Origin of the sequence: Marivibrio sp. (genome assembly GCF_040218065.1) — a bacterium.
GTDB lineage: Bacteria > Pseudomonadota > Alphaproteobacteria > UBA8366 > Aestuariispiraceae > Marivibrio.
The window spans coordinates 239,815-265,050 of sequence record NZ_JAVJQE010000009.1 but is presented as its reverse complement, the minus strand read 5'-3'; the positions used below and the strand labels follow the sequence as shown (position 1 = coordinate 265,050).

Below are 25,236 nucleotides of genomic sequence, written 5' to 3'. Positions count from 1 at the left end.
TGGTTCGTGATGCGACACACCGCCGGGCTCGACCCGGCCGCCTGGGGCGGCGTGCGCGAACCCCGCCCGCCTCACTGCGCCAGCCGCCATTCCTCGATCCACAGGGTCGAGGGGTACTGATGGCCGGTCGGGCGCAGGCCTTCGAGGCCCTTCGGCAGGATGTAGCTGTTGGCCCGGAAATAGAGCGGGATCGCCGGCAGATCGGCTGCGTAGAGGGTCTGCAACTCGCGCCATAGCCGCTGTTGGTCTTCTTCGGCGCACTCGGTTTCCAACCCGTCGATGATGCGGTCCATCTCCGGATTGGCGTAGCCGGGATAGTTCTGACCGGTGAAGCTGTTCTCCTCGGTCGGAATCTGGTCGGAATGCAGGGTGGTGCGCGGGATCGACTGCGGCGAGGAGAGCCAGGCGAACATCGCCAGCCCCTCGAAGCGCCGTTCGCTCACGGTGCGACCGAAGAAAACGCGCGGCGGCTCGTTCTGGATCGTCACCTCGGCGCCGATCGCGCCCCATTGCGCCTGCAGGACCTGCTGCACCTGTTCGCGCGACTTGTTGCCGGCGGTCGTCATCAGAGTGAAGGCGAGCCGCTCGCCGTCCTTCACGCGCACGCCGTCCGGCCCCTCCGCCCAGCCCGCGTCCTCCAGCATCGTCTGCGCCGCGACCGGATCGTAAGCGTATTTCGGAACGTCTTCATAATAGACGGCGTCCAGCGGATTGACGTTCCCGTGGGCCACCGGCTGGCGACCGCCGAACAGCCTCTCGCTGATCGCCTGACGATCTATCGCCTGGATCAGCGCCTGTCGGACGGGGCGTTCGCCAAGCGCCGGATGATCGAACATGACGTCGAGATGCTCGTAGATCAGGCCCGGATTGTAGCGGATCTGAAACCGCTCGCCGTGGCGCTCCTCGAAGGCGAGCGCCTGATCGATCGCGAGGCCGAGCTCGCCCGCGATCATGTCGATGTCGCCCGACAACAGGTTGGCCGTCAGCGCGGCCGTGTTCTCGATCGTGCGCACGACGATCTCGTCGAAGTAGGGGCGAGCGCCCCACCAGCGCGGATTGCGCTCCAGCGTGATGCGCTGACCGGTGACGACCTCGGCGACCCGGTAGGGTCCCATCCATAAGCCCGGATTGGTCGGGTCGGTCTGATAGGCGGTGCGAGCCTTGTAGTCGCCGGGCTCCCCGCTCTCGAAGATCGGCCGTTCGATATGGGCGGGCAGCAGATTGAAGTCGTTGATCCCTTGATAGTCGCAGGTCCGCTTGTTGATGTGCAGGGTGAAGCGACGGGCGTCGTGCACGTCCACCCGGTCGATCCGCCGATAGAGTTCATAGGCGTCGACGCCCGTGCGCTGGTCGTGTCCGACTTCCCAGGTGAAGCGCACGTCCTCGGTGGTGATCGGCGTGCCGTCGCCCCAGACCAAGCCCTCCTTCAGCTCGTACGTCACCGCGACGCCCGGGTCGCCGCTCTCCGCGGTCTCGTCGACGGCCGTGCCGTCGGCGTAGGAGGGGAGGGCCGTGCACAACAGACAGGCGAGCTCCCAATCCGGATCGAAGACGGTGATCTTGCGGCGCGCCATGCCGGCCACGTAGCTCTTCGCCAGCATCGAATCGAAGCTCGGATGCAGCGTCGAGGGATATTGCGAGATCCCGATCGTCAGCCGCTCTTTCGAGGCGCCCTCCGCCGGGCGCGGCGCAGCGGCGACGAGCGTCAGACATAAAGACGCGGCGAGCGCGGCGAAGAGCTTCATGACGGGGGCTCCCTCGAGGACGGCCGTTTGTCGACAGTCTACAAGGGTAACACCCGCCGGGCCGGGGGCAAGGCGCCGCGCACGCCTTGCGCGCCGCAGGCGGACTCCAGCAATGACTTGGAATCGCGCGGCGAATCGCTGTATCCCTGAAACGATACACTGGGAGGCGTGCGCGATGATGGGGGTCCAGCCGGTCGAGCGGGCGAAAAGCCGCCGCAGATCGACGCGCGGGCGGTGGGTCGGACCCTGGCTCGCCGGGGTCTCTGCGCTCGCGCTCGGAGCCTGTCTGCATGCGCCCGCGGCGCCGACAGACGCCGACGCCGGGGGCGCAGTCGAGACGGCGCAACTCTCCACCGATGCGGAGTTGGACGCCGCGACGCCAGAGACCGTCGAGGCGCCGCCCGAAGCGGCGCCGCTTGTCGAGCCGACGCCGGAGCCCGGCGTCGCCGTCGAAGACAGGGTCTGCGTTGTGTCCCGGATCGCGGACGCCCAAGAGCGCGCAACGGCGCTGCGGCGTCAGGTTGCGGAAGGGGCGATCGCCGCGCCTTTGCCTGATCCGACCGACCCCGCCACCACGGCGCTGGAGCCCGTCACGCTTCCGATTGAAGATCAGGGCAGCGCCTGGGACGGGCCGTTCGATCCGACCGCCCCCGCGGGCGACGAACCGGCGTCGAACCGGTCGACGGAGACCGAGGCTGACGGCGACAGCGGCGAGCCCGCGCCGACGGGCGGACCCGTGCGCGGCGCCGCGCAGGCGGCAAGCCCGGCGCCAAGTCCGCCGCCGGCGGCCTCGTTGACCCCGGCGCAAGAGATCGCCCGCCAGGTCGCCGAGGCGCCGATGCCCAGCGCGCCGAGCGCGCCGGCGGGTCCGGCGGAGCTGAATCTGACGCCGGCCGAGGCGGCCGCGGCCTACGACTGCATCGCAGCGGAGCTGCACGCGCTCTATAGCCGCTCCGGGCATGCGCTCGCGGCGACTTATCCGCAATACGCGAAGGCGAGCGCGGCCCCCTTCATCGCCGAACGGCTCGACGGGACGCGCTACGTGCAGGTGCACGCGAACGACTATGCGCTGCGGCGCGATTTGACGCTGTTTCTCGACCGGGACATGCAGGTCGGATCGATCCTGGCCGCCCCGTCCTTCAGCGTGACGTCTGACGGGATCGTGGAGCCCGGCCCGTTGACGCTGGTCGAGAAAGTGCAGCAGACCTTCACCGGACCGCTCGGCAATTACCGCTACACGGTGATCGAGCCGGACGGGACGATCGTCGGCGCCACCGCCGGATTCGGGGGCGCTCGGCTTCAGGTCTGCGAGGGGTGCGCGGCAAAGGAGTCGGATCGCTTCTATTTGGCTCTGCTGAACGCCGGCGACGTCCCAGAGAGCATTCAACAACCGCCCGGAGCGGACGCCGCGCCCGTCGGCCCGGAGGCCCCCGAGCTTCCCGGAGGGGACGAGGGCGCCGCGCTCGACCCCGCGCCTAGTCTAGACCCGAGCGCGCCGCTGGACCCTTCGGCCCCGCTGGACCCGAGCGCGCCGCTCGATCCCTCCGCTCCGCTGGACCCGAGCGCGCCGCTTGATCCAGGGGCCGCGCTCGATCCGAATGCGCCGCTCGACCCGAACGAGACGGGCGAGCCGTCGCCGGCCCCGCTCGATCCGAACGAGACGGTCGATCCTTCGGGCCCGCTCGAGGGGCCGGCCGATCTCGAGCTCGGGCCGGACGGCTCGGTGATCGACCCTGACGCTCCGCCGAGCGAGAGCGCACCATCGGACGCGATGGGCCCCTCGGACGAAATCGACGAGGAGCCCGAGGCGCCTGACGCCGCGGGCGAAGAGGACGTTCTGGACACCGGTCCGACGATCGAGAGCGCCCCGTCGGCGACGCTCGACGAGGGGGCGCTACGCCAGGAAAAGCCTGAGCCGGACGCCTCAGCCGCGCAACCGGAGGCGCAGCCGGACTCCCAGCCGCTTGACGACGTCACGCCGGACGGGATTCCCGCCGACGCTCTGGAGCCTGACCCAAGCGCGCCCTCGGCCGACCTGCAGCCGCCTGAGACCACGCCGCCGGCGGCGCTGGAGGAGACGGAGCCGGGCGTCGACGTCCCAGCCGCGAACGACGTGCTGGACGCGCCTTCCGACGCGGCGCAGCCCGATGCGCCGCGCGAGACCGACGAGGCGGCCGCGCCGACCTTGGAGCCGGCCCCCGAGCCGGAGCTTCTGGAAGAGCCGGCGCCCGGCGACGCGCCCGTCACCGACGGCGACCTGTTGGACGGCGCGGAGCCGAGCCTGCCGCCGTCGAACGGGGACGTGCTGGACAGTGAGGGCGCGCTCTTGGATGCGCCGGCCGACGAACCGGGGCCGGATCAGCTGGAGGATGACGGCGAAGCGACCGCGCCGCCGCCTGTGCCGCCCCCGCCGGCGAGTGACGATCTGTTGATCTCGCCGGATGAGTTGAACTGAGCCGCGTTCAGCCGCGCACCACCAACACCGAACAGCGCGCGAACCGCGTTACGTGCGCAGCCGTGGAGCCGAGCAGATAGGTCTCCGCTCCCGGCTGGTGCGATCCCATGACGATCAGGTCCGCGTCGAGCTTCTTCGCGGCGGCCAGAATTTCGTCGTAGCTCTTGCCGTGCGCGACATGGCAGTGCGCCTCCAGCCCGTCCGGCAGATGCGCGTCGGCGAAGGCCTGCAGCTTCTCGCCCGCCTCATGGATGGCCTTCTCCTCGAAGTTCTCGGGGAAGAAAGAGCCGACGATGGACATGCCGAAATCCGGCACGACGGTTACCAGATGCAGCGCGGAGCCGAACTTCTGCGCGTATTCCACCGCAGTCGGCAGCGCCTTGGCCCAGGATTCGTCGTGGCCCAGATCGATCGCCAGCAGGATGTTCTTGTACATCGGTTTTCCCTTCAATCCGGCGCGCGGGCGCGCTCAGGCCTCGGCCGGCGAGGCGTCCGCGCCGCCGTCCTCGCGCTTGGCCCGCCGGTTCTGCGCGAAAGCCAACAGGCCCAGGAGCATGAGCGCGGGGATCCAGAACAACTCCTTCGGCGGCTGCGACTGCGGGACGCCCAGCCGAATGATCTTCTGGTCGAAGTCGAAGCCGGCGTCGGAGGCGGGCGAATTGTACTCCGTTCCGTCGATCAAAAGCTCGCCGTCCTGCTCGAAAAGCAGCAGGCCGAAGGCCTCTAGACGCTCTTCGCCGGTATCGCCCTCCATCACCGGCACCTGGGCCGAGAAGGTGACCGGCGCGCCGTACTGGTCGAGCCCGTCGACGACGACGCGCAGCTCCTGTCCGACCTTGGCGTTCCCGAGCGTCTCGACGAAGGTCGTCGGCTCGCGCCAGGCGTAGGGCGAGACGACCATGTCCATCCAGAAGCCCGGTCGGAACAAGGTGAAGGAGATCAGCAGCAGCGCAACAATCTCGTAGATCCGGCAGCGCGCCAGGAAGAACCCTTGCAGGGCGGCGGTGAAGACCAGCATCGCCGCTGTTGCGACGAGGAAGATCAGGATCGCCTCCAGGAAGCTGACGTCCATCAGCAGAAGCTGCGTGTTGAAGATGAAGAGAAACGGCAGCAGCGCCGTACGCAGCGAGTAGAAGAAGGCGACGAAGCCGGTCTTGATCGGATCGCCGCCCGAGACCGCCGCGGCGGCGAAGGAGGCGAGCCCGACCGGCGGCGTCACGTCCGCCATGATGCCGAAATAGAAGACGAAGAGATGCACCGCGATCAACGGCACGATCAGGCCGTTCTGCTGGCCCAGCGTTACGATGACGGGCGCCAGCAGCGAGGCCACGACGATGTAGTTCGCCGTCGTCGGCAGGCCCATCCCGAGGATCAGGCTCAACACTGCGGTGAGCAGCAGGATCAGCAGGATGTTGCCCATCGACAGCGCCTCGACCAGATCGGCGAGCGCGTTGCCGACGCCGGTCTGCGAGACGGCGCCGACGATGATGCCGGCCGCCGCGGTGGCGATGCCGATGCCGATCATGTTGCGCGCGCCGGAGATCATCGACTGCACGACCTCCATGAAGCCGCGATAGACTTGGCCTTTCAGCGACTGCTTGCGGAAGAAGGCGAACAGCCAGCGCTGCGTCAGCAGGATGAAGATCATGAAGGCGGCGGCCCAGAAGGCCGACAGGCTGGGCGACAGCCGCTCGACCATCAGGCACCAGATCAGCAGCACGACCGGCAGCAGGAAGTGCAGGCCCGACTTGATGGTCGGCCCCGGCAGCGGCAGCTTCACCACCGGGCTGTTGGGATCGTCCATCTCCAGATCGGGATAGCGCGAGCAGAAGGCGACCAGCGCGATGTAGACGCCGAGCACGCCCAGCGCCACGACGTAGGGCGTCATGTCGCCGAACAGTTGGCGGACCAGGTCGATCACGAAGAAAAGCCCGAAGGCCCCGATCACCAGATTGCCCAGCACCAGCATGCCGACCGACAGCGCGTGCTTGCGCGCGTCGCCCGTCGTGGTGCGCACGAAGGCGAAATAGACGAGCGCCTGCAGAGCCAAGGCGAGCGCCACGAAGCCGAGCCGCGCGCCCGAGGTTTCCAGCGCCAGCCAAAGCTCTGAAATCGCATAGAGGCCGCCGGCGATCCCGCCGACGATCCCGATCGTGATCAGCGGCGAGAGCAGCGCCCATTTCGGCGGTTTCGCCTCGGTCGCGCGGGGCAGCGCCTTCATCTTCTGCTTCACCGCCTCGAGATGGACGATGTAGACCAGCGCGATGTAGCTGATGACGGCGGGCAGGAAGGCGTGTTTGACCACGTCGACGTAAGGCGTGTCGGTGTACTCCACCATGAGGAAGGCGGCGGCCCCCATCACGGGCGGCATCAGCTGACCGTTGACCGAGGAGGCGACCTCCACCGCGCCCGCCTTCTCGGGCGAGAAGCCGACGCGCTTCATCATCGGGATCGTGAAGGTGCCCGTCGTCACCACGTTGGCGATCGAGGAGCCGGAGATCAGGCCGGTCGACGCCGAGGCGACCACCGCCGCCTTCGCCGGCCCGCCGCGCAGATGGCCCATCAGCGCGAAGGCGACCTTAATGAAATAGTTGCCCGCGCCCGCGCCTTCCAGCAGCGCGCCGAACAGCACGAAGAGGAACACCATGTCGGTCGACACGCCGAGCGCGATGCCGAACACGCCCTCGCTGGAGATCCACTGGTGATAGGCGACGGCCTGGAAGCTGGCCCCCTTCCAGGCGAGGATGCCGGGCGCGTGCGGCCCGAGAAAGGTGTAGCCCAGGAAGATCATGGCGATGATCATCAAGGGCGGACCCAACGCGCGCCGCGTCGCCTCGAGCAGCAGCACGATTCCGATCGATGCGATCACCACGTCCTGGGTGATCAGATTGTTCGGTCGCTCCGACAGCTCCTGATAGAAGACGTAGAGATAAAGCGACGTGCAGGCGGCGACGGTCGCCAAAACCCAATCCTGCAGCGGGATGCGATCGCGCGGGCTGCGCTTCAGGGCCGGATAGAACAGAAAGCCGAGGAACAGCGCGAAGCTGAGATGAAAGGCGCGGGCTTCGGTGGTGTTGAAGACGCCGATCCCGATCTCGTAGGAGATCGGCGAGGCGTACCAGAGCTGAAAGGCCGACCAGGAAAACGCCACGGCGGCGAGGAACAACCCGACCGCCTTGTTGTCGGGCGAGCGGCCGCCGGTGTCGACCGACGAGACCAGATCGTCGAGATCGTTGCCGCCGTCGGTCTTCTGCGAGGGTTTCTCCGCCGCGTTCTGATCGCTCATGGTTCACCCGTCCCCCATTCATCCGGACCCCCGTCCGGTCGGCGTCGCCGCCCGCTCGCAAAGAGCTCAAAGAACCGATCGAAAAGAAATCGGCGGGGACGTCCCAAAGGCCGTCCCCGCCGTAACGCGGCCTTACATCAGGCCGGCTTCCTTGTAATACTTGGCCGCGCCGTCGTGCAGCGGGGCGGACAGGTTGTTGGTGATCATCTTCTCCTTCTGCAGGTTCGCGAAGGCCGGATGCAGCCGCCGGAACCGGTCGAACTTGTCGAAGACCGCCTTGACCACGTGATAGACCGTGTCCTCGCTGGCGTCCGTGTTGGACACGAAGGTGGCGCCGACGCCGAAGACGGTCACGTCCTCATCCTGGCCGCGATACATGCCCGCGGGAATGGTGGCGTAGGAGTAGTAGGGATGCTCCTGCACCAGGCCGTCGATCGCCTCGTTCTGCACCGGGATGAAGTTGACGTCGCAGGTGGTCGCCGCCTCCTCCATGGTGCCCGAGGGGTGGCCGACGGTGAAGACGAACACGTCGATCTTGTTGTCGCACAGCGCCGCCGCCTGCTCGGCCGACTTGAGCTCCGAGGCCAGCGAGAAGTCGTCCATGGTCCAGCCCATGGCCTCCATCACGACCTCCATGGTCGCGCGGGCGCCGGAGCCGGGGTTGCCGACATTGACGCGCTTGCCGACCAGATCCTCGAAGCTGGAGATGCCGCTGTCGGCGCGGGCCACGACGGTGAACGGCTCCGGATGGACCGAGAAGACCGCGCGCAGGTCCTTGTAGGCGCCGTCCGGAAAGGTGTCCGGGGCGGTGCCGTTATAGGCGTGGTACTGCCAATCCGCCTGGGCGACGCCGAAATCCAGGTCCCCGTTGCGCAGGCCGTTAATGTTGTCGACCGACCCGCCGGTCGTGTGCGTGCACTTGATGCCGTGATCCTCGGTGCCCCGGTTGACCAGACGGCAGACGGCGCCGCCCACCTGATAGTAGACGCCGGTCTGACCGCCGGTGCCGATGGTGATGAAAGTCTCCTCGGCCGAAGCCGGGGCCGACAGCATCGCCATGCCGGCGACCGCGGCCGCCGCGACGCCGATTTTGCGCATGAACATCGTTCTCGCTCCCTTTGTTGTCTCCCTCGCCGACGCCCGGACGGCGGCGGCTCGGCGATCTCGAGCGGTCCGGCGGACGACCCTGTGAACGCACTGTCTCAGCGCGTCGGGCCGGCCGGCCGGCTGCCGCCTGTTCGGGGCGCCCGGCCCGTCAACGTCGAAGACGTCCAAGGCCCGCGCCCCGTTTCCGACCGGTCCGCCGCGACGGGCTGCGCCCCCCGCGACCGGCCAACCGGTCCGAACCTCTCAGCGTGCGCGGCGGCGCAACGCCGCCGCAACGGCGCGTCGATCCCTCGACGCCCCTGTTACCCCTCGTGTCTGCAAGTCGCGCGGATATGCGCCGTCGGGTGACGGGATCGCCTTTTGTCGACCCGTTCGACGGCCCGGCGATCACCCCCTGCGATCCGAGCCCCCGCCCGACGTCAGCGCAGCTGAAAGCCACCCTGCTTCGACCCTCGTTATCATTCTTTAGGTCGGGCGCCGCCTTAGGACGCGCGCCCCTAACCCATCCCCACGGCGCCGCGGCGTCGGGCGGCCCACCGGCCGCCGCCGGGCGCTGGCGAAAACTATGCCCCTGGCGTGTCAGGGCGTCAACCGACGGGGCGTCAACCGACGGGGCGTCGGCCTTTAGCGTCCGCGATAGACCGCGTCCGCCGCCGGGTGCAGGGGCGCGACGCGGGCCGCGCGCTCAAGCCGACCGGGGGCGATGACGGCGAGGGCGGGGTGCAGTCGGGCCAAGCGCTCCGCCCCTTCGATCAGGCCGCGCGCGGCGCGCTCGATCGCGTCGGGATCGGAAGACGCGTCCGCGGTCAACACGGCCGTCATACCGAAACTCGCGAGACGCCGACCGTCTCCGTCCAAGGGCAACGCCAACGGCGCGACGCCGGGCATGTCCTGCGAGGCGCCGTCCGCCTGTCGCTCGTCGATCGGCAGATAGTCCAGCGCGCAGCCCGCCGGGGCGGCGGCCGCGACCTGCGCCGGCCTGGCGGTGATGGCTGCGACCGCATCGGTCTCGCCCCTGCATAATTTGGCGAGACCTTCGCGCACCGGCTCGTCCGTCGCCTGGGCGAGATCGTCGATGGACAGGTCGACCGCCCGCAGCAACTGATAGGTCAGCAACGCGCGATAGCTTTGCTGCGGTCCGCGACTGACGCGCATCCCTTCGAGGCTCTGGGGGCCGCCGGCCGCCTCGCCGCGACGCATCAGGATCACAAGCCCTTCGCCGTGCAGGCTCGCGACCGCGCGCAGCTCGTCCAGCGCGCCGGTTTGCTGAAAGCGGCTGGTGCCGGCGACCGCATGCGCCAACCAGTCCGATTGAACCAGGGCCATGTCCACTTCAGCCCGGCGCAGGGCGTCGATGGCCGCGGCGCTGTCGGCCAGCGCAGCCACCCGGCAGGATCGCGCGCCGTCGCCCCGATCTTCGATCAATTGGCAGATGGCGCCGGCCAGCGGGAAGTAGAGGCCGAACGGCACGCCGCCGCCGATTTGGATCGGCCCGCGGCCCTCAGGATCGCCGTTCGCCGACGGGTCATCCTGCGCCGACGTCGCAGCGGGCGTCAGCCCGAGGGCCGCCGCGGCCAGAGCTGCGAGCAAAGCCGCCTTGAAGCGAGCGGCAAGGCGGCTTGGCGACGCCCGCATCCCACAGCCCTTCCACGCTCCGAAGTGACGGCGCCCCAACCGACAATCGACGCTCAAAGCCCCGCCTCTTGCTTTGCGCCGTCGACGGCGCGGCCGAGCTTCTCGACGATTTCCTCGACTTGCGCGTCGTCGATGATGAAAGGCGGGGCCAGCAGGATGTGATTGCCCCGCTTGCCGTCGATCGTACCGCCCATAGGATAGCACATCAGCCCTTCCTCCATGGCCTGGCGCTTGATCTTGGCGTGGATCTGAAGCGCGGGATCCAGGGGCTCCTTGCTGGACCGATCGGCGACCAGTTCGATCCCGATGAACAGGCCCCGCCCGCGAATGTCGCCCACATGCGGATCGTTGCCGAAGCGGGCGGCCAGCCGCTCCATCAGCTTCGCGCCTTTGTCGCGCACGTTCTCCAGCAGGTTCTCCTCTTCGATGACTTCTTGCACGGCCAAGGCCGCGGCGCAGGCGGTCGGGTGGCCCATATAGGTGTGGCCGTGCTGGAAGAAGCCCGATCCGTCGCGGATCGTCTCGAAGATTTCAGCCGAGCACAGCATCGCCCCGATCGGCTGATAGCCCGCGCCCAGGCCTTTGGCGACGGCCAGGATGTCGGGGCGCACGCCGTCCTGCTCGCAGGCGAACAGCGCGCCGGTGCGTCCCATGCCGCACATCACTTCATCCAGGATCAACAGCACGCCGTGACGATCGCAGATCTCTCGAATGCGCTTGAAGTAGCCGGGCGGCGGAACGACCGCGCCGGCCGTCGCGCCCACCACCGGTTCGGCGACGAAGCCGATGACGTTCTCCGCGCCTAATTCCTCGATGCGCGTCTCCAACTCGTCGGCGACCCGCAGGCCGTAAGCCTCCAAGCTCTCATCGTCACGCCGGTCGCGATAGGCGTAAGCGGGAGAAATGTGCTGGCTGTCGATTAGGATCGGCGCGAACTGATCGCGCCGCCACATGTTGCCCCCGACCGCCAGCGCGCCCAGCGTGTTGCCGTGGTAGCTTTGGCGCCGCGCGATGAACCAGCGCTTGGAGCGCTGCTTCTTCTCGTCGAAATACTGATGGGCGAGCTTGAGGGCCGCCTCGACCGCTTCGGAGCCGCCGGAAACCATATAGACGTACTCGATCCCGTCGGGCGCGCGGGCGATCAGATGATCCGCCAGCTTCTCCAGCGGCTCGTTGGTGAAGAACCCGGTGTGGGCGAAGGCGATCCGGTCCAGCTGTTCCTTGATCGCCTGGACGACCTTGGGGTGGGAGTGGCCGAGACAGCTGACCGCCGCGCCGCCCGAGGCGTCCAGATAGCGCTTGCCGTCGGCGTCGACGATGTAACAGCCGTCGCCGCGCGCAGCCGTAGGCGGCAGGCTCTTGGCGCTGCGGTGGAAAACGTGGGTCATGGTCGCTCTCCTGAAGGCGGGCGCGCGTCAGTCTTCGCGCCGCTGCATGATTTCTTCTCCGCGTCGTAAAGTCCATGTGACCAGACGCTTCAAGATGTCGCCGTAGGCCGCATCGAAGGCGCGGATGATCGCCTGCATCTCCGAGCCGTCGGCCCGCACGACGCTCTCCCAGGTCTCGGAGGCGACGATTTCGCGCCGCGGCATCTGGACCAGCTTGCCGTTCAGGCGCACGCGCACGAAGGGCGCGGCGCCTTCGGGCAGCGTCCGACCGTCTTCATCCATGTATTCCGCTTGGAACTCCCGCAGATCGGTCTTGAGGATGAAGTCCGCGCGCAGCCCGATGACCTGACGTCCCACCGAGATGATCTTGTCGGTGTTCTCGAAGCTTTCGATCATCAAGGTCTGCAACATGGCGGGGGCGTTGTCCGTCCAAGCGGCGCGGGCGAAGTAGTCGAGCTCCACCAACTGGCGGCGCAATGCGATCCGGCTCGAGGCGATGCCGGCGGCTGCGGTCGGCGCCTCGACCAGCAGTTGCCAGTCCACGTCCGGAAGGTCGTCGGCGAAGGTGCTTTTCGGGGTCAGCACGAAGATCCGCGCCGGCTCGCCCGTGCCGGGCAGATCGACCGCGCAGGCCGCCGTCAGCGGCGCCAACGCGCCCCCGCCGATAATCCGGCCCGCCGTGCGGCGCGTCACGCCCTTGGGATATTGCATTGGATCGTTCATTCCGCCTCGAAGCCTTGCGTCTTGTCGCCGAAGAAGAAACGCGCCGGATCGCGCTCGATCTCGTTGCTGATGCGCGAGAGCGAGGCGACCAGCGTGCGCATCTCAACCACGAGCTGGGTGAATTCGTAGAGGCCGGTGTTGGCGAAGCTGTTCACCGGTTCGCGCGCGTCGCGCAACAGAACCGCCGCCTCGTCGGCCGCGGTCGCGATGTTCTCGCTCGCCGTCTTCAGATCCTGGGTGATGGTCCGCGCGTCGCGCAAAGCGCCTTCGGCCTGCTCGGCTATCGGCCCCGCATGCGGACGCACGTCGTCGGCGATCGCGCCGACGCTATCGACGGTCTCGCCGGCGGACTGTACGACGGGGCGCAATTCCGCCACCAGCCGGCTCGCTTCTTCGGCCAGCCCGTTGGCGTTGTCGAGCGTGGTTTCCAGCCGATCAGCTATCCCGTCGCCGCGCTGTGAGAGGGTCGCGAGCACCGTCTCCGCCTCGCCGGCCGTCGCGCGCAGTTGCTCGATCGCGCCCGCCGTCTGGGCGAGCGTCGCCTGGATGTCGCCGGACGAGTCGGCCAGCGCGCCGGAAAACGCCGCCAGATTCGCCAGCGTCGTCTCCAGATTGCGGCGGTTCTCAGCGTTCATGATCGACCGGGCCTCGTCGACCAAGCCGATGAATCGGTTCAAGAGCTCCGGCGCCTGTTCCATCACCTCTTGGATCTGCGAGGGCGTCGAGGGGATGACCGGCCTATCCCGGCCTGAGGCGGCCGTCAGGCGCGGCGCCTCGTTGCTGCCGCCTGAGATCTGCACGTAGGCGACGCCCGTGACGCCCTGGAACTCGAGGCTCGCCGAGGCGTCCTCCTTGATCGGGGTCGAGGCGGGAACTTCGATCGTCACCTGCACCTCTTCGACGTTGTCCGGATTGATCCGCATGTCCCGCACCACGCCGACCGGTATTCCGCGATAGCGCACCGGATTGCCGACTTTGAGGCCGGAGACCGAGCCTTCAAAGAAGATGTCGTATTGCTGCTGCGTCTCGTCCAGGTCGACGCCGGCGAGCCAGATCACCGCCGCGAAGGCCGCGATCAGGAAGCCCAGGACGAAGGTCCCGACCAGGATGTAGCTCGCGCGTGTCTCCATCGCGCTACCAGCCTTTCTCGCGCGCTGGCGTCAGAGCCCTGGCCCGTCCGCGGACGCGGTCCGCAAGCCGGCGCTCACGCATCGGCGCGTGCCGGGGCCTTCACGGCCCTGGCGCGCGGCCCGTGGAAGTATTCCTTGAGCCAGGGATGATCGTCTTTCATGTGCTCGGCCATGGTAGCGACGCGCACTTGTTTGTCCACCAAGGCCGCGATCCTGTCGCAGACCGCGGCCAGACTGTCCAGATCGTGCGTCACCATAAAGACCGTCAGGTCGAGCGAGCGCTTCAGCGAGCCGATCAGCTCATCGAAAGCCGCCGCGCCGATCGGATCCAGACCCGCCGTCGGCTCGTCCAGGAACAGGATTTCGGGGTCCAGCGCCAACGCTCGCGCCAGGCCTGCGCGTTTGCGCATGCCGCCGGAGAGCTCGGAGGGCAGTTTCGCCCCCGCCTCGGGCGGCAGACCGACCATCGCGATCTTAAGCGCCGCCAGATCGTCCATCAGCGCGGGCTTGAGCGACAGATGCTCGCGCATCGCGACCTGGATGTTCTCCGCGACCGTCAGCGATGAGAACAGCGCTCCGTCCTGGAACAGAACGCCGGTGCGGGTCGCCAGCGCCTGTCGCTGCCTGCGGTTCAGCGACCAGACATCCTCCCCCAACAACGTGATGCGCCCGGTTGTCGGCCGCTGCAGGCCGATGATCTCGCGCAACAGCACGGATTTGCCCGTGCCGGATCCGCCGACGACGCCCAGAACTTCGCCCTGGCGCAGGGTGAGTTCGAGCCCGTCGTGGATCACCTGGGCGCCGAACTGGGTTCGGAGGCCTTCGACGCTCACCGCCGGTCGTTGCGCCATCGCTCCTGCGCCCCCTCAGACCCCGAGGATCGAGAACAGCACGGCGAAGGCCGCCGTCGCGACGATCACCAGGAAGATGCTCTCAACCACCGACAGCGTCGTCTGCCGCCCGACGCTCTCCGCCGAGCGCTGCACGCGCAAGCCTTCGTAACATCCGACCATGGCGATGATGTAGGCGTGGACCGGCGCCTTGACCAACCCGACCAGCACGTCGTCGATCCCGACCGCCTCCTTCAACTGGTTGGCGAATTGCGCAGGCGACAGATCCAGCGCCACCATCGTCATCGCCGCGCCGCCCAGAACGCCGGCGAAATCGGACCAGATCGTCAGAATCGGCAGGGTGATCATCAGCGCCAGCACGCGCGGGATCACCAAGACCTCGATCGGGTCGAGGCCGATCGTGCCCATGGCGTCGATCTCCTCCGTCACCTTCATCGTCCCGATCTGGGCCGTGAAGGCCGAGCCGGAGCGCCCCGCGATCATGATCGCGGTCAGGAGTACGCCGATCTCCCGGGTGATGGACAGCCCCAGAAGGTTGACCGTGTAGACCTCCGCCCCGAAGCGGGTGAGCTGATCAGACATAAGATAGGCCAGCACCACGCCGATCAGGAAGGACAACAGCCCCACGATCGGCAGTGCGTTCAGCCCGGTTTCCTGAATTTGCGTCACCAGGGCCTTCGGGCGCAGACGCGCCGGGTTCGCGACCGTCCGGGCGAAGACCACCGTCACCAGACCGTAAAAGTTCAAAAGATCCCGGCCGTGAATCAGGGCCCGAATCAAGCCGCCGCCCAACTGTTCCAGCAGGCCGAGGAAACCGGTGGATCGCGGGTGGAATCCCTCAGGCTTTTCGGCGTGAATTTGAGCGACGATGTCCAGCAGCGGCTTGTGGCGGTTGCGCACGCCGGCGAGTTCTATCTCCGCCCCCGACTGCCGCAACTGCGCCAGCGCCCGGAACAGCAGCCACGCGCCGGCGGTGTCCAACGCCGCGATGCGGGACAGGTCGACCGTAAGCGCGCCGCCGCCTTCGGTGCGAAGACCGGCAAGACGCGCCTCGACCAGGCGGGCTTGGTCGATCGTCCACCGGCCGATCGCCCGCAAGCTTCGCCCGTCCGTCGACCACTCCAGGTCGCCCGGCGCGTTCGCGTCGGGGTCGGCCGCCTCCATCGCCATTGCGTCTCGCCTGTCCCGTGTCGTCGTCGGACCCGTCGCCGTCGGGCGAGCGCGTCCGGGCTGCGTTGCGCGCGCCCCGCCGCGCGTCTAGGATGCGCGCGTTTCGCGCCCCGGACGCCCCTATTACGTCGAGAGCTTAGACGCCGCGATGGACATCAAGCAACATATCCGCACCGTGCCCGATTTTCCCAAGGAGGGCATCCTTTTCTACGACATTTCGACGCTGCTGGCCCACGCCGAGGCGTGGCGCGCTTGCGTAGACCAGTTGGCTCAGGCGGTGCGGGTCTGGAACCCCGACAAGCTGATCGGCATCGAATCCCGCGGCTTTCTGACCGCGGCGCCGCTGGCGCTCGAACTCGGACTCGGCTTCGCCATGGTGCGCAAACAGGGCAAGCTGCCGGGCGAGACCGTGCGCTACGTCTACGAGTTGGAGTACGGCACCGACACGGTCGAAATTCAGGCCGATGCGGTCAAGCCGGGCGAGCGGGTGGTGATCCTCGACGATCTGATGGCGACCGGCGGCACCATGGCCGCGGCGATCGAGCTCATCCGGAAGGTCGGCGGCGAGGTCGCGGGGGCCGCCTGCATCATCGAACTCACCGGACTGGGCGGGGTGGACGAACTCGACGTTCCCTTCGCCTCGCTGATCCAATACGACGAATAGCCCGGACGCGCGATCTCATGTCCGGCGCGCGCGTCTCTCTGATCGTCGCCGCCCTGGTCGGGGCCCTCGCGGTCGCGATGGGGGCTTTCTCCGCGCACGGAATGGCGGCGCGCTTCGGAGAGGTCGCAGCCGAGCGCGGCGCGCTCGGCGCGCAGTATCAGGTGATCCATGCGCTGGCCGCCGTCGCCGCCTGTCTGGCGGCCGGGCGGCTGAAGCGTCCGGGCCGCGCAATCGCCGCGGCGTGGGCGTTCCTCGCCGGCTGCGTCTTTTTCCCGGGCGCTCTCTACGCGTTGGCGCTCGGCGGGCCGTCCGTTCTCGGGGCGGTCGCGCCGATCGGCGGCCTCGCCTTCATCTTGGGGTGGCTGATGGTGGCGTGGGGCGCTCTGGGCGGCTTGCGCGCCTAGTCAGTCCTCCTCCCCGCCGTGCGCGGCGGACCAGCCTTTGGGGTCGTGCAGGAAGGCTTCGACCTGGGCCAGCGAGGCTTCGTCGAAATAGCCGCTTTGGCGGGCGGTCGTCAGCACGTCCCACCAGGTGGCCAGCGCGTGCAGCGTCACCCCCTCCTTCTTCAGATCCGCGACGCTCTCCGGGAAAATTCCGTAGTGGAAGACGACGAAGCAATGCTCGCACACCGCGCCCGCGTCGCGGATCCCCTGCACGAAGGAGAGTTTGGAGCCCCCGTCGGTCGCCAGATCCTCGACCAGTAGCACCCGCTGACCCTCATGCAGATCGCCCTCAATCCGCGCGTTGCGCCCAAAGCCTTTCGGTTTCTTGCGGATATAGGCCATCGGCAGCATCAGGTGATCGGCCAGCCAGGCGGCGTAGGGAATGCCGGCCGTCTCGCCGCCGGCGACCGCATCCAGGCTCTCGAATCCGATCGCCTCCTCGAGCCGCGCGGCCGCCATCTTCATCAGCCGACGCCGGGCGCGCGGAAAGGCGATGAGGCGCCGGCAATCGACATAGACCGGGCTTTTGCGTCCGCTGGTGAAAGTGAAGGGGTCTTCCGGCCGGAACAGCACCGACTGCGTCTCGATCAGGATCGACGCGGCGATGTGCGCGGCGTTGGCGGCGGGGGTCCCGGTTGCGGCGGCGGCGGGATCGGCGGGGGGGCGGGTGTCGGGCGGCAGGTCGGACATGGGCGTGCTCTTGTCTCGGCTCAGTTGTGGGAAAGGGGTGTAGGCGGCGAGGGTTGGCGGGCCGGGTTGGGGCGGGGCGGGCGTCCGGCTAGTCTTGCCGCTCCCCGCCCGGTTGGGGGCTGCGGAACAGCGCGCCGGCCAGCAGCGCCCGGCCGGTGGTCGCCGCGACCCAGATCGTGATCAACGTGGCGCCGGCCAGCGTCACGATCGCGAGGCCGTCTGCGGCCCAGCTCTCGTGACGCCCGGCGTAGATCGCGCCGGCGGCGGCCAGCGCGCTGATCGGGAAGGTGTAGGACCAGTTGCTGAGCGCGAACGGCAGGCGCATCAGCATCGGGACCTGCACCGCGAGCAGGGCGGCGATGAACAGCGTCAGGCCGTAAAACATCGTCCCGAAACCGCCGAGCGCCCCGAAAACCGGCCCGCCGGCCAGCACCTGGTAGGCGATATAGGCCAAGGCCGGCGGCGCTAGCATGATGACGATGGTGGGGCGCAGCGGCTGTTCGATCGGCTCGTGGAACAGCAGGCGGTAGAAGATCACCACCTGCAGCGCCAGCCAGAACACCACGCCGATCGCGAAGGCCATCCAGCCGATCTCAACATAGCCGAGCGGCGCGCCGGCGATCGCCGCCAGCAGATTGCCCGCGATCGGCAGAAACCAGACGGGCGTGGCGTGACGCATGTGGAACTCGCGGGTCATCCAGCCGCTGACGATCGCCAGCGTGATGGCGAAATTGACCGGCGCGCCGAAGATCCACAGAGCCTCCGCCAGCCAAAGCGAATGCGGCGCGGCGGCGGCGGAGAGCAGCAGCAGCCCCATGCCGGCGGCCGAGAAGTAGCAGCCGCGAACCGGATGGGTGAAATCCTCCGCCATGGCGTCCGGATGGCGCGCGGCCTTCAAGCCGTAGAGCGCCAGCACCGCGATGTAGAACCCGGCGGCGAAGCCAAGAAACAGTTCCCCCACCGCCAGCGTAAAGCCGAACACCTGACCCGCCTCCCGCCAGGCCAGCCCGAGCCCGGCGACGCCCAGTACGCTTGCGAACATCTGGACCGGGAAATGCCGGGTGGACGGGTTGCGCAGCGCGCGGCCGGCGCGGGCGGCTGCACGGGCGTCGGGGGCGTGAGGGGAGGAAGCCTCGGGGGCGGCGGATGCGGGGCGCTTTTTGGCCGCAGTCTTTTTGGCCGCAGCTTTCTTGGCGGGGCGTCTCTTGGCCGGGCTGGTCTCGACCGCGTCTTTTTCGAGGTCCGACGCCTTGCGGGCGCCCGTCTCGGGGCCGGTGTCGGGCGCGTCGTCGCTCACACGGGTCTCCTCAGAGCTTTTGCGGGCGGGCGGGCGTCTCAGTTCACGGTGTGAAGCGGCGCGTAGCTGCCGTCGTCGCGCCGCTCGCCGAGGAAGTCCTCCAGCATCGGATGATCGATCGGGGAATCGTCGCGGTCCGCCGACAGATGATCCTCCGCCACGTAGGTGACCACGTCCTCCTCATCGACCAGCACATGGTACCAGGGGTGGTCCTTCGGGGCCTGGGCCTCTTCCTCGGCGGTCTCGACCGCCTCTTCGTAGAGTTCGTCCGCGCCTTGGAAACTGGGATCCACGTCCACGATCACGCCGCGATATTCGTGGCGGGTGTGCCGGACGATCTGGCCGGGGGTGTATTTCGCGTTGGCGGGCGTGGGGGCGTTGGTCAGCATGGGACCCTTGTTCACCGATGGGCGTTCACCGTTGAGCGGCTCCGTCTGCCTGACGGGGTCGGTCTCATATCGCTCTAGTCATAGCCTCGGACGTCCGGGAATGCAAAGGGAGCGCGGCGTTCCGCCCGATGCGCCGCCGCGTCGCCGCAGGCGGCGGGTCCGATCGGTCGCTTGACTCCCGAACGCGATCAAGAATAAAACGTAATAAGAACAAAAGAGGGGTTAAGAGAGTCCATTGCGGGATTGAGGGCGCCTTCTTTTTGGAACTAAGGAAGCCCGAACGAGTGTTGGGAGTCTGAGCGGTGAGCGAGTATCGCGCAAGTCTGTTCCGGAACGGGACGAGCGAGGACGCCAGCCTGGCGGCCAGCCCGTCGCTTGAGCGTTTGCGCGTCGAGATTGCGCGGATCGAGCGCGCCGGCGCGGCCGCGGGCGCGCCCGCCGGCCTCCCCCTCGGGTGGGAGACGGTGGACGACGCTTTTCCCGACGGCGTTCTCGCCGCGACAGGCGTGCATGAGGCGGCGGGTCCGGCGGCGCACGGCTTCGCGCTTCGGATTTTGGCGCGTTGCAAGGGGCCGGTGATGTGGGTCCACCCGGCGCGCAGCCGTTGGGCGCTCTACGGACCCGGCCTGGCGCGGCTCGGCGGGGCGTTGGCCGGGCGACTGGTCGTCGTGCGCGCGCGCAGCCGGGACGAAGGATTGTGGGCGGCGGAGGAGGGTTTGCGCTCCGGCGCGTTGGACGGGCTCGCGCTGGAGCCGGACGGGCCGATCGATCTGACCGCCAGTCGACGGCTGCAACTCGCCGCCGAGGCGGGCGGCGCTCTCGGTCTGCTGCTGACCGGGGCGCAGGGGGGCGCGGCAGGCGCTGCGGTCGCGCCAAGCGCCGTCGCCAGCCGCTGGCGGATCGAGCCGGCGCCGGCCGATATCTCCGGACCCGCGACGACCCCTCGTTGGCGGGCGACCTTGATCCGTCGCCGCGGCGGCGGGAGCGGCGAGTGGCTCGTGGAGGCGCCTGGATGAGCGCCGCGGAGAAAAGCTTTCTGGCGCTCTGGCTGCCGCGTCTTTCCACCGATCGGCTGCGTCGTACGCGTACGGATTTGCCCCCGGCGCGACCGGTGGCGATGACGCGTACGGTCGGAACCGGCGTGTTCGTCGCCGCCTGCGACCAGGCCGCGACCGACGCCGGCGTCGCGCCGGGCGTCACGCTGGCGAGCGCTCGGGCGCTCGCCCCGACGGTGACGGCGACGGAAATGGACGAGACGGCCGACGCGGCGCTCCTGCAGCGTCTTGCCGGCTGGTGCGATCGGTATTCGCCCCTTGTGGGAACGGCCGGCGGCGATCGGATCCTGATCGAAGCCACGGGCGCGGCCCATCTTTTCGGCGGGGCGCAGGCGATGCTGGACGACGCGCGGGCGCGGCTTCGCGCGGCCGGCTTCTGTGCGGCCGGCGCCTATGCGCCTAGCCCGTCCGCGGCGGCCGCGCTGGCGCGCTTCGGCGCCGACGGGCGGGTGGTCGAGCGCCGGGTCGACTTGCCGGAAGCGTTGAAGGAGGCGCCGGTCGCCGCGTTGGCGCTCGCCGAGCCGGCGCTCGATCCCGAGACGTCCGTCGGGCTGCAACGGGTCGGGTTGCGCCGGTTGGGCGATCTCTACGGCTTGCCGCGCGCCGCGCTTTCCGCGCGGTTCGGCGCGGCGGCGGCGAGCGCGCTTGACCGGCTGCTGGCCCGCACCGCCCAGCCCATCACGCCGCGTCGGCCGGTCGCGCCTTGGCGCGTGCGCCTCTCCTTTCCTGATCCGATCGGGCTGCGCGGCGACATCGATGCGGCCGTCGAACGGCTGGTCGATCGGCTGTGCCAGCGGCTCTCGGCGGAGAATCTTGGATGTCGGCGGCTGGAGTTGACCGCCTTCCGGGCCGACGGCGCGGCGCAGACGGTGACGCTCGGAACCGGCCGGCCGGTGCGCGAGCGCGCCCGGTTGCTGCGTCTGCTGGCGGAGAAACTGGACGCGATCGAGCCGGGTTTCGGGATCGATTGCCTGATCCTGGCGGCGCCGCGTGTGGAGCCGTTCGAGAGCGATCAGCTCTCCGGCGGACTAGACGCCGGCGGCGCCGGCGGCCGCGACCCGGACCTCTTCGCCGCGCTTGTCGATCGCCTCGCCAACCGACTGGGAGGGGAGAACGTCTTCCGCCTCGCCCCCGCCGACAGCCGGCTGCCCGACGCCGCGCAGGCTAAAGCGCCGTGCGTCGCGCCGCGCCGTCGCGGCCGCGCGCTCCAAGAGCCGCCCTGGCCTGAGACGCCGAGCCGCCCGGTCCGTCTGCTGGCCCAGCCCCAGACGCTGCAGCCTTTGAGCGCGCCGAAGGCGGGAGAGCCGCTGTCAGCCTTTCGGCTGGACGGCCGGCGCTGCGCCGTGCGCATCGCCGTCGGCCCGGAGCGCATCGCCCCCGATTGGTGGCGCGAGGACGCCGCCTGGGCCGCCGGCGCGCGCGACTACTGGCGTGTCGAGGACGAGACGGGCCGACGCTACTGGATCTACCGCGACGGCGTCGCCGGCCCCTTGGCCGACGCGCTCGGCGACGGCGCAGGCCGCCAGCACTGGTATCTGCACGGGCTTTTCGACTGATGGCCGCCCTCGTACCGCCGCCCGCCTACGCCGAACTGCAGTGCCTCACCAACTTCAGTTTTCTGGAGGGCGCTTCGCATGCGGACGAGCTGGTCGCGCGCGCCAAGACGCTGGGACTAAAGGCGCTCGGCGTGGCCGACCGCAACAGCCTCGCCGGCGTGGTGCGCGCCCACAAGGCGGCGAAGGAGGCGGGGCTCCCGCTGCTGATCGGCGCGCGGCTCGACTTCCGCGACGCGCCCTCGGCGCTCGCCTATCCGGTCGACCGGGCGGCCTACGGGCGGTTGAGCCAGTTGATCACGCTGGGGCGGCGCCGGGCGGAGAAAGGCGACTGCGCGCTTTATCTAAGCGATCTGGAGGCGGCGGCCGAGGGGCTGGTTTTGATCGTCGTCGATGATGGCCCCCCCTTTCGCGAGCTGTCATCCCGGGCGGAGCGAAGCGGAGACCCGGGATCTCCCGCGGCGCGCTCCGACGCACAGGGCGTCTTCAGCCCCCGGCTCGACCTGTCGGCCGTCCGGGGTGACAAAGAAGAAGAGGAGGCAAGGCGGGAGCCGGTGCGCGAAACGCTCCGTCGCCTGAAGGCCGCCGCCGACCCCGGGCGCCTCTATCTGGCGGCGAGCCACCTGCAGCGCGGCGACGATCGGGCGCGCATCGCGCGCCGTGCGGCGCTGGCCCAGGCGGCGGGCGTTCGCCTGGTCGCGACCAACGACGTGATGATGCACGCCCGCGCGCGCCGGCCGTTGGCCGACGTGCTGACCTGCATTCGCGAGAAGACGACGATCGACGCCGCCGGTCGGCGCTTGCTGCTCAACGGCGAGCGGCATCTGAAAGGGCCGGTCGAGATGGCGCGCCTGTTCGCGGGCTATGGGGACGCGCTGGCGGCGAGCGTCGAGATCGCCGACCAGATCGCCTTTTCGCTCGACGAGCTCGCCTACGACTATCCGAGCGAGGTGGTGGGCGCCGGCGAGACCCCGCAGCAGTCGCTGGAGCGGCTGACCTGGGAGGGCGCGCAGCGCCGCTATCCCGGCGGTCTGCCGGCCAAGGTCCGCGTGACGGTGGAGCATGAGCTGCGACTGATCGGGGAACTCGGCTACGCGCCCTATTTCCTGACCGTGCACGATCTGGTGCGCTTCGCGCGCGAACGCGGGATCCTGTGCCAGGGTCGCGGCTCCGCCGCCAATTCGGCCGTGTGTTATTGCCTGGGCGTGACGGCGGTCGACCCCTCCAAGCTGGATCTTCTGTTCGAACGGTTCGTGTCCGCCGAGCGCGGCGAGCCGCCGGACATCGACGTCGATTTCGAGCATGAACGCCGAGAGGAGGTGATCCAGTACATTTACGAGAAGTACGGCCGCGACCGGGCGGGCATGACCGCGACCGTCATCCGCTATCGCGCGCGCGGCGCGGTGCGCGAAGTCGGGCGCGCCATGGGGTTGAGCGAGGATACGGTCGCCCTCATGGCCTCGCAGATCTGGGGTTGGTCGGATACCGCGTCGATCCAGGATCGACTGGCCGAGATCGGCCTGGACGGCCGCGACCGGCGCCTGCGCCAGACGATGGCGCTGATCGAACAGCTGATCGGCTTTCCCCGCCATCTGAGCCAGCATGTCGGCGGCTTCGTCATCACCGAAAGCCGCCTCGACAGCATCGTGCCGGTGGAGAACGCGGCGATGGAGGGCCGCACCGTCATCGAATGGGACAAGGACGATCTGGACGCGCTGGGCATTCTGAAGGTCGACGTCCTCTCGCTCGGCATGCTGACCTGCCTGCGCAAGGGCTTCCAGTTGATCCGCGACCATTACGGCCGCAGCTTCGATCTGGCGAGCGTGCCGCCGGCCGACAAGGCGACCTACGACATGCTGTGTCGGGCGGATTCGCTGGGCGTCTTCCAGGTGGAGAGCCGCGCCCAGATGGCCTTCCTGCCGCGCATGCGCCCGCGCGACTTCTACGATCTGGTGATCGAGGTGGCGATCGTCCGCCCCGGGCCGATCCAGGGCGACATGGTCCACCCCTATCTGCGCCGCCGCAACGGGGAGGAGCCGGTCTCCTTCCCCTCCGCCGATCTGGAGCGGGTGCTGGGCAAGACGCTGGGTGTGCCGCTGTTTCAGGAACAGGCGATGCAGATCGCCATCGTCGCCGCCGGCTTCACGCCCGCCGAGGCCGACCGCCTGCGCCGCGCCATGGCGACCTTCCGCAAGACCGGGATCATCCACGAATTCCACGACAAGATGGTCAAGGGGATGATCGCCAACGGCTACGATCCGGATTTCGCCGAGCGCTGCTTCAAGCAGATCGAGGGCTTCGGCGAATACGGCTTCCCGGAAAGCCACGCGGCGAGCTTCGCGCTGCTGGTCTACGTCTCCGCCTGGATGAAGCGCCATTACCCGGCCGCCTTCGCGGCCGCGCTCCTCAACAGCCAGCCGATGGGCTTCTACGCCCCCGCCCAGATCGTGCGCGACGCGATCGATCACGGCGTCCCGACGCTGCCGCCGGACGTCAATTTCTCGGACTGGGATTGTACGGTGGAGGTCAACGCCGAGGCGACGGCCCGCCAGCCCCACGCCGTCCGCCTCGGCCTGCGCCAGGTGAAGGGGCTCGCCCAGGAAGACGGGGAATGGATCGTCGCCGCGCGCGCCAACGGCTATCGCAAGCCGGTCGATCTGTGGCGGCGCGCGGGCCTCAAGCGGCGGGCCTTGAAGGCGCTGGCGGAGGCGGACGCCTACGGCTCGCTTAGGCTCTCCAGGCGCGAGGCGCTTTGGGCCGTGCGCGGGATCGGCGGGGACCGGCCGCTGCCGCTGTTCGAGGCCGCGAATGAGAGCGACCGCGGCCTCGACCCGGTCGTCGATCTGCCCCAGGCCAGCCTGGGCGAAGAGGTGGCGGAGGACTACGCCAGCTTGCGGATGAGCCTGAAGGCGCATCCGATGGCGCTGATCCGCCAGGCGCCTGACGCCCCGCTGGCCGCCTGCGTCACGGCCGCGCAATTGGCGGAGGTCAAGGACGGCGCCAAGCTCGAAACCGCCGGCCTCGTGCTGGTGCGCCAGCGCCCGGGCAGCGCCAACGGCGTGATCTTCGCAACGCTGGAGGATGAGACGGGCGTCGCCAACATCGTCGTCTGGACCGACGTGTTCGAGCGCTGCCGCCGCGCCCTGCTGACCGCCCGGCTGATGCGCGTCTCCGGCAAACTGCAGCGCGAGGGCGCGGTGATCCATCTGATCGCGGACAAGGTCGAGGATCGCTCCGACCTGCTGGACCGCTTGGTCGACCCGGCCGACGGCGATACGGCCGCGGTTTCGGCGCTCGCCCCTGCCGACGAGGTGCGCCGCCCGATCCCGACGCCCGATTTTCGCGGGACCGGCTATCACCCGGTCAAGCAGAAGACCGTCCCCCGCCCGCGCCATCCGCGCGACCAGGCGAAGGCGTTTTTCTAAGGCGGGCGCCCGCAGGCGTCCGATGCTCGGACGTCATCCCGTCGGTCCGCCGTGGGGCGTCCCCGCGAAGGCGGGGACCTTTCCCAACCTGTTCGCCATCGGCGCGATCCGCATGAGGCCCCCGCCTTCGCGGGGGCGCCCGTCTTCCTTCCGGGGTGACAGTCTTCCGTCTAAGGAGGCGGGCCCTCAAAACCACGTAAAAAAAAGCCCGCCCGGGTCGCCCCGGGCGG

General features: G+C 68.9%; 19 protein-coding genes. 6 read left to right on the top strand and 13 right to left on the bottom strand.

Annotation, left to right across the window (positions count from 1 at the left end; genetic code table 11):
• Positions 1-71: 71 nt before the first annotated feature.
• Positions 72-1,745, bottom strand: a complete 1,674-nt coding sequence (locus tag RIB45_RS09970) for a peptide ABC transporter substrate-binding protein (RefSeq protein WP_350050115.1) — start codon at positions 1,743-1,745, stop codon at positions 72-74.
• A gap of 175 nt (positions 1,746-1,920) precedes the next feature.
• Between RIB45_RS09970 and RIB45_RS09965 the strand changes: the two genes are divergently transcribed.
• Positions 1,921-4,200, top strand: a complete 2,280-nt coding sequence (locus tag RIB45_RS09965; RefSeq protein ID WP_350050114.1) for a hypothetical protein — start codon at positions 1,921-1,923, stop codon at positions 4,198-4,200.
• Positions 4,201-4,207: 7 nt separating this feature from the next.
• On the opposite strand, the gene RIB45_RS09960 is transcribed toward RIB45_RS09965, so the two are convergent.
• The 9 genes from RIB45_RS09960 to RIB45_RS09920 form a co-directional block, all read right to left on the bottom strand.
• Positions 4,208-4,636, bottom strand: coding sequence for a universal stress protein (locus RIB45_RS09960; RefSeq protein WP_350050113.1), 429 nt, complete (start codon positions 4,634-4,636; stop codon positions 4,208-4,210).
• Between the two features lie 33 nt (positions 4,637-4,669).
• Positions 4,670-7,486, bottom strand: coding sequence for a TRAP transporter permease (locus tag RIB45_RS09955; protein ID WP_350050112.1), 2,817 nt, complete (start codon positions 7,484-7,486; stop codon positions 4,670-4,672).
• Positions 7,487-7,618: 132 nt separating this feature from the next.
• Positions 7,619-8,590 (bottom strand): TAXI family TRAP transporter solute-binding subunit, encoded by a 972-nt coding sequence (locus tag RIB45_RS09950; protein ID WP_350050111.1) that lies wholly within the window; start codon positions 8,588-8,590, stop codon positions 7,619-7,621.
• 627 nt (positions 8,591-9,217) lie between these two features.
• Entirely contained in the window at positions 9,218-10,183 is a 966-nt protein-coding gene (locus RIB45_RS09945) for a TAXI family TRAP transporter solute-binding subunit (RefSeq protein ID WP_350050110.1), read from the bottom strand.
• A 98-nt stretch (positions 10,184-10,281) separates the two neighbouring features.
• Positions 10,282-11,616, bottom strand: a complete 1,335-nt coding sequence (locus RIB45_RS09940) for an aspartate aminotransferase family protein (protein ID WP_350050109.1) — start codon at positions 11,614-11,616, stop codon at positions 10,282-10,284.
• A gap of 27 nt (positions 11,617-11,643) precedes the next feature.
• Positions 11,644-12,339, bottom strand: a complete 696-nt coding sequence (locus RIB45_RS09935; protein ID WP_350050108.1) for an ABC-type transport auxiliary lipoprotein family protein — start codon at positions 12,337-12,339, stop codon at positions 11,644-11,646.
• Complete coding sequence (locus RIB45_RS09930) at positions 12,336-13,469, bottom strand: MlaD family protein (RefSeq protein WP_350050107.1); 1,134 nt, start codon at positions 13,467-13,469, stop codon at positions 12,336-12,338. The genes RIB45_RS09935 and RIB45_RS09930 overlap by 4 nt, the downstream gene beginning before the upstream one ends.
• A 74-nt stretch (positions 13,470-13,543) precedes the next feature.
• Positions 13,544-14,320, bottom strand: coding sequence for an ABC transporter ATP-binding protein (locus tag RIB45_RS09925; RefSeq protein WP_350050106.1), 777 nt, complete (start codon positions 14,318-14,320; stop codon positions 13,544-13,546).
• Positions 14,321-14,335: 15 nt separating this feature from the next.
• Positions 14,336-15,490 carry an MlaE family lipid ABC transporter permease subunit gene (locus tag RIB45_RS09920; RefSeq protein ID WP_350050105.1) on the bottom strand — a complete coding sequence of 385 codons (1,155 nt, stop codon included), beginning with the start codon at positions 15,488-15,490 and terminating at the stop codon, positions 14,336-14,338.
• A 148-nt stretch (positions 15,491-15,638) separates the two neighbouring features.
• Here RIB45_RS09920 and RIB45_RS09915 point away from each other — a divergent pair, with 148 nt between their 5' ends.
• Together RIB45_RS09915 and RIB45_RS09910 are read left to right on the top strand one after the other, a co-directional pair.
• Positions 15,639-16,154 carry an adenine phosphoribosyltransferase gene (locus tag RIB45_RS09915; protein ID WP_350050104.1) on the top strand — a complete coding sequence of 172 codons (516 nt, stop codon included), beginning with the start codon at positions 15,639-15,641 and terminating at the stop codon, positions 16,152-16,154.
• Between the two features lie 17 nt (positions 16,155-16,171).
• Positions 16,172-16,558 carry a DUF423 domain-containing protein gene (locus tag RIB45_RS09910; RefSeq protein ID WP_350050103.1) on the top strand — a complete coding sequence of 129 codons (387 nt, stop codon included), beginning with the start codon at positions 16,172-16,174 and terminating at the stop codon, positions 16,556-16,558.
• On the opposite strand, the gene RIB45_RS09905 is transcribed toward RIB45_RS09910, so the two are convergent.
• The 3 genes from RIB45_RS09905 to hspQ all read right to left on the bottom strand — a co-directional run bounded on the left by RIB45_RS09905 (position 16,559) and on the right by hspQ (position 18,973).
• Positions 16,559-17,287: an orotate phosphoribosyltransferase gene (locus tag RIB45_RS09905; protein WP_350050102.1), complete on the bottom strand. Its 729-nt coding sequence runs from the start codon at positions 17,285-17,287 to the stop codon at positions 16,559-16,561. It lies immediately after the preceding gene.
• Between the two features lie 88 nt (positions 17,288-17,375).
• Positions 17,376-18,584 (bottom strand): SLAC1 anion channel family protein, encoded by a 1,209-nt coding sequence (locus RIB45_RS09900; RefSeq protein ID WP_350050101.1) that lies wholly within the window; start codon positions 18,582-18,584, stop codon positions 17,376-17,378.
• Between the two features lie 38 nt (positions 18,585-18,622).
• A complete protein-coding gene (gene hspQ / locus RIB45_RS09895; RefSeq protein ID WP_350050100.1) occupies positions 18,623-18,973 on the bottom strand; it encodes a heat shock protein HspQ in 351 nt (116 codons plus the stop codon).
• Positions 18,974-19,275: 302 nt separating this feature from the next.
• Between hspQ and RIB45_RS09890 the strand changes: the two genes are divergently transcribed.
• Genes RIB45_RS09890 through RIB45_RS09880 form a run of 3 tightly spaced genes read left to right on the top strand, consistent with a single transcriptional unit; the run spans position 19,276 to position 25,006 of the window.
• Positions 19,276-19,989 (top strand): ImuA family protein, encoded by a 714-nt coding sequence (locus tag RIB45_RS09890; RefSeq protein WP_350050099.1) that lies wholly within the window; start codon positions 19,276-19,278, stop codon positions 19,987-19,989.
• Complete coding sequence (locus RIB45_RS09885; protein ID WP_350050098.1) at positions 19,986-21,584, top strand: Y-family DNA polymerase; 1,599 nt, start codon at positions 19,986-19,988, stop codon at positions 21,582-21,584. The genes RIB45_RS09890 and RIB45_RS09885 overlap by 4 nt, the downstream gene beginning before the upstream one ends.
• The gene (locus tag RIB45_RS09880; protein WP_350050097.1) at positions 21,584-25,006 is read left to right on the top strand and encodes an error-prone DNA polymerase; all 3,423 of its coding nucleotides are present in this window, start codon (positions 21,584-21,586) and stop codon (positions 25,004-25,006) included. The genes RIB45_RS09885 and RIB45_RS09880 overlap by 1 nt, the downstream gene beginning before the upstream one ends.
• Positions 25,007-25,236: the final 230 nt, after the last annotated feature.

Coding starts and splice junctions, on each gene's coding strand:
- RIB45_RS09915 (WP_350050104.1), top strand. CDS start 15,639: ATGGACATCAAGCAACATATCCGCACCGTGCCCGATTTTCCCAAGGAG.
- RIB45_RS09880 (WP_350050097.1), top strand. CDS start 21,584: ATGGCCGCCCTCGTACCGCCGCCCGCCTACGCCGAACTGCAGTGCCTC.
- RIB45_RS09935 (WP_350050108.1), bottom strand. CDS start 12,339: ATGAACGATCCAATGCAATATCCCAAGGGCGTGACGCGCCGCACGGCG.
- RIB45_RS09960 (WP_350050113.1), bottom strand. CDS start 4,636: ATGTACAAGAACATCCTGCTGGCGATCGATCTGGGCCACGACGAATCC.
- RIB45_RS09885 (WP_350050098.1), top strand. CDS start 19,986: ATGAGCGCCGCGGAGAAAAGCTTTCTGGCGCTCTGGCTGCCGCGTCTT.
- RIB45_RS09955 (WP_350050112.1), bottom strand. CDS start 7,486: ATGAGCGATCAGAACGCGGCGGAGAAACCCTCGCAGAAGACCGACGGC.
- RIB45_RS09920 (WP_350050105.1), bottom strand. CDS start 15,490: ATGGCGATGGAGGCGGCCGACCCCGACGCGAACGCGCCGGGCGACCTG.
- hspQ (WP_350050100.1), bottom strand. CDS start 18,973: ATGCTGACCAACGCCCCCACGCCCGCCAACGCGAAATACACCCCCGGC.
- RIB45_RS09930 (WP_350050107.1), bottom strand. CDS start 13,469: ATGGAGACACGCGCGAGCTACATCCTGGTCGGGACCTTCGTCCTGGGC.
- RIB45_RS09940 (WP_350050109.1), bottom strand. CDS start 11,616: ATGACCCACGTTTTCCACCGCAGCGCCAAGAGCCTGCCGCCTACGGCT.
- RIB45_RS09965 (WP_350050114.1), top strand. CDS start 1,921: ATGATGGGGGTCCAGCCGGTCGAGCGGGCGAAAAGCCGCCGCAGATCG.
- RIB45_RS09925 (WP_350050106.1), bottom strand. CDS start 14,320: ATGGCGCAACGACCGGCGGTGAGCGTCGAAGGCCTCCGAACCCAGTTC.
- RIB45_RS09970 (WP_350050115.1), bottom strand. CDS start 1,745: ATGAAGCTCTTCGCCGCGCTCGCCGCGTCTTTATGTCTGACGCTCGTC.
- RIB45_RS09910 (WP_350050103.1), top strand. CDS start 16,172: ATGTCCGGCGCGCGCGTCTCTCTGATCGTCGCCGCCCTGGTCGGGGCC.
- RIB45_RS09905 (WP_350050102.1), bottom strand. CDS start 17,287: ATGTCCGACCTGCCGCCCGACACCCGCCCCCCCGCCGATCCCGCCGCC.
- RIB45_RS09950 (WP_350050111.1), bottom strand. CDS start 8,590: ATGTTCATGCGCAAAATCGGCGTCGCGGCGGCCGCGGTCGCCGGCATG.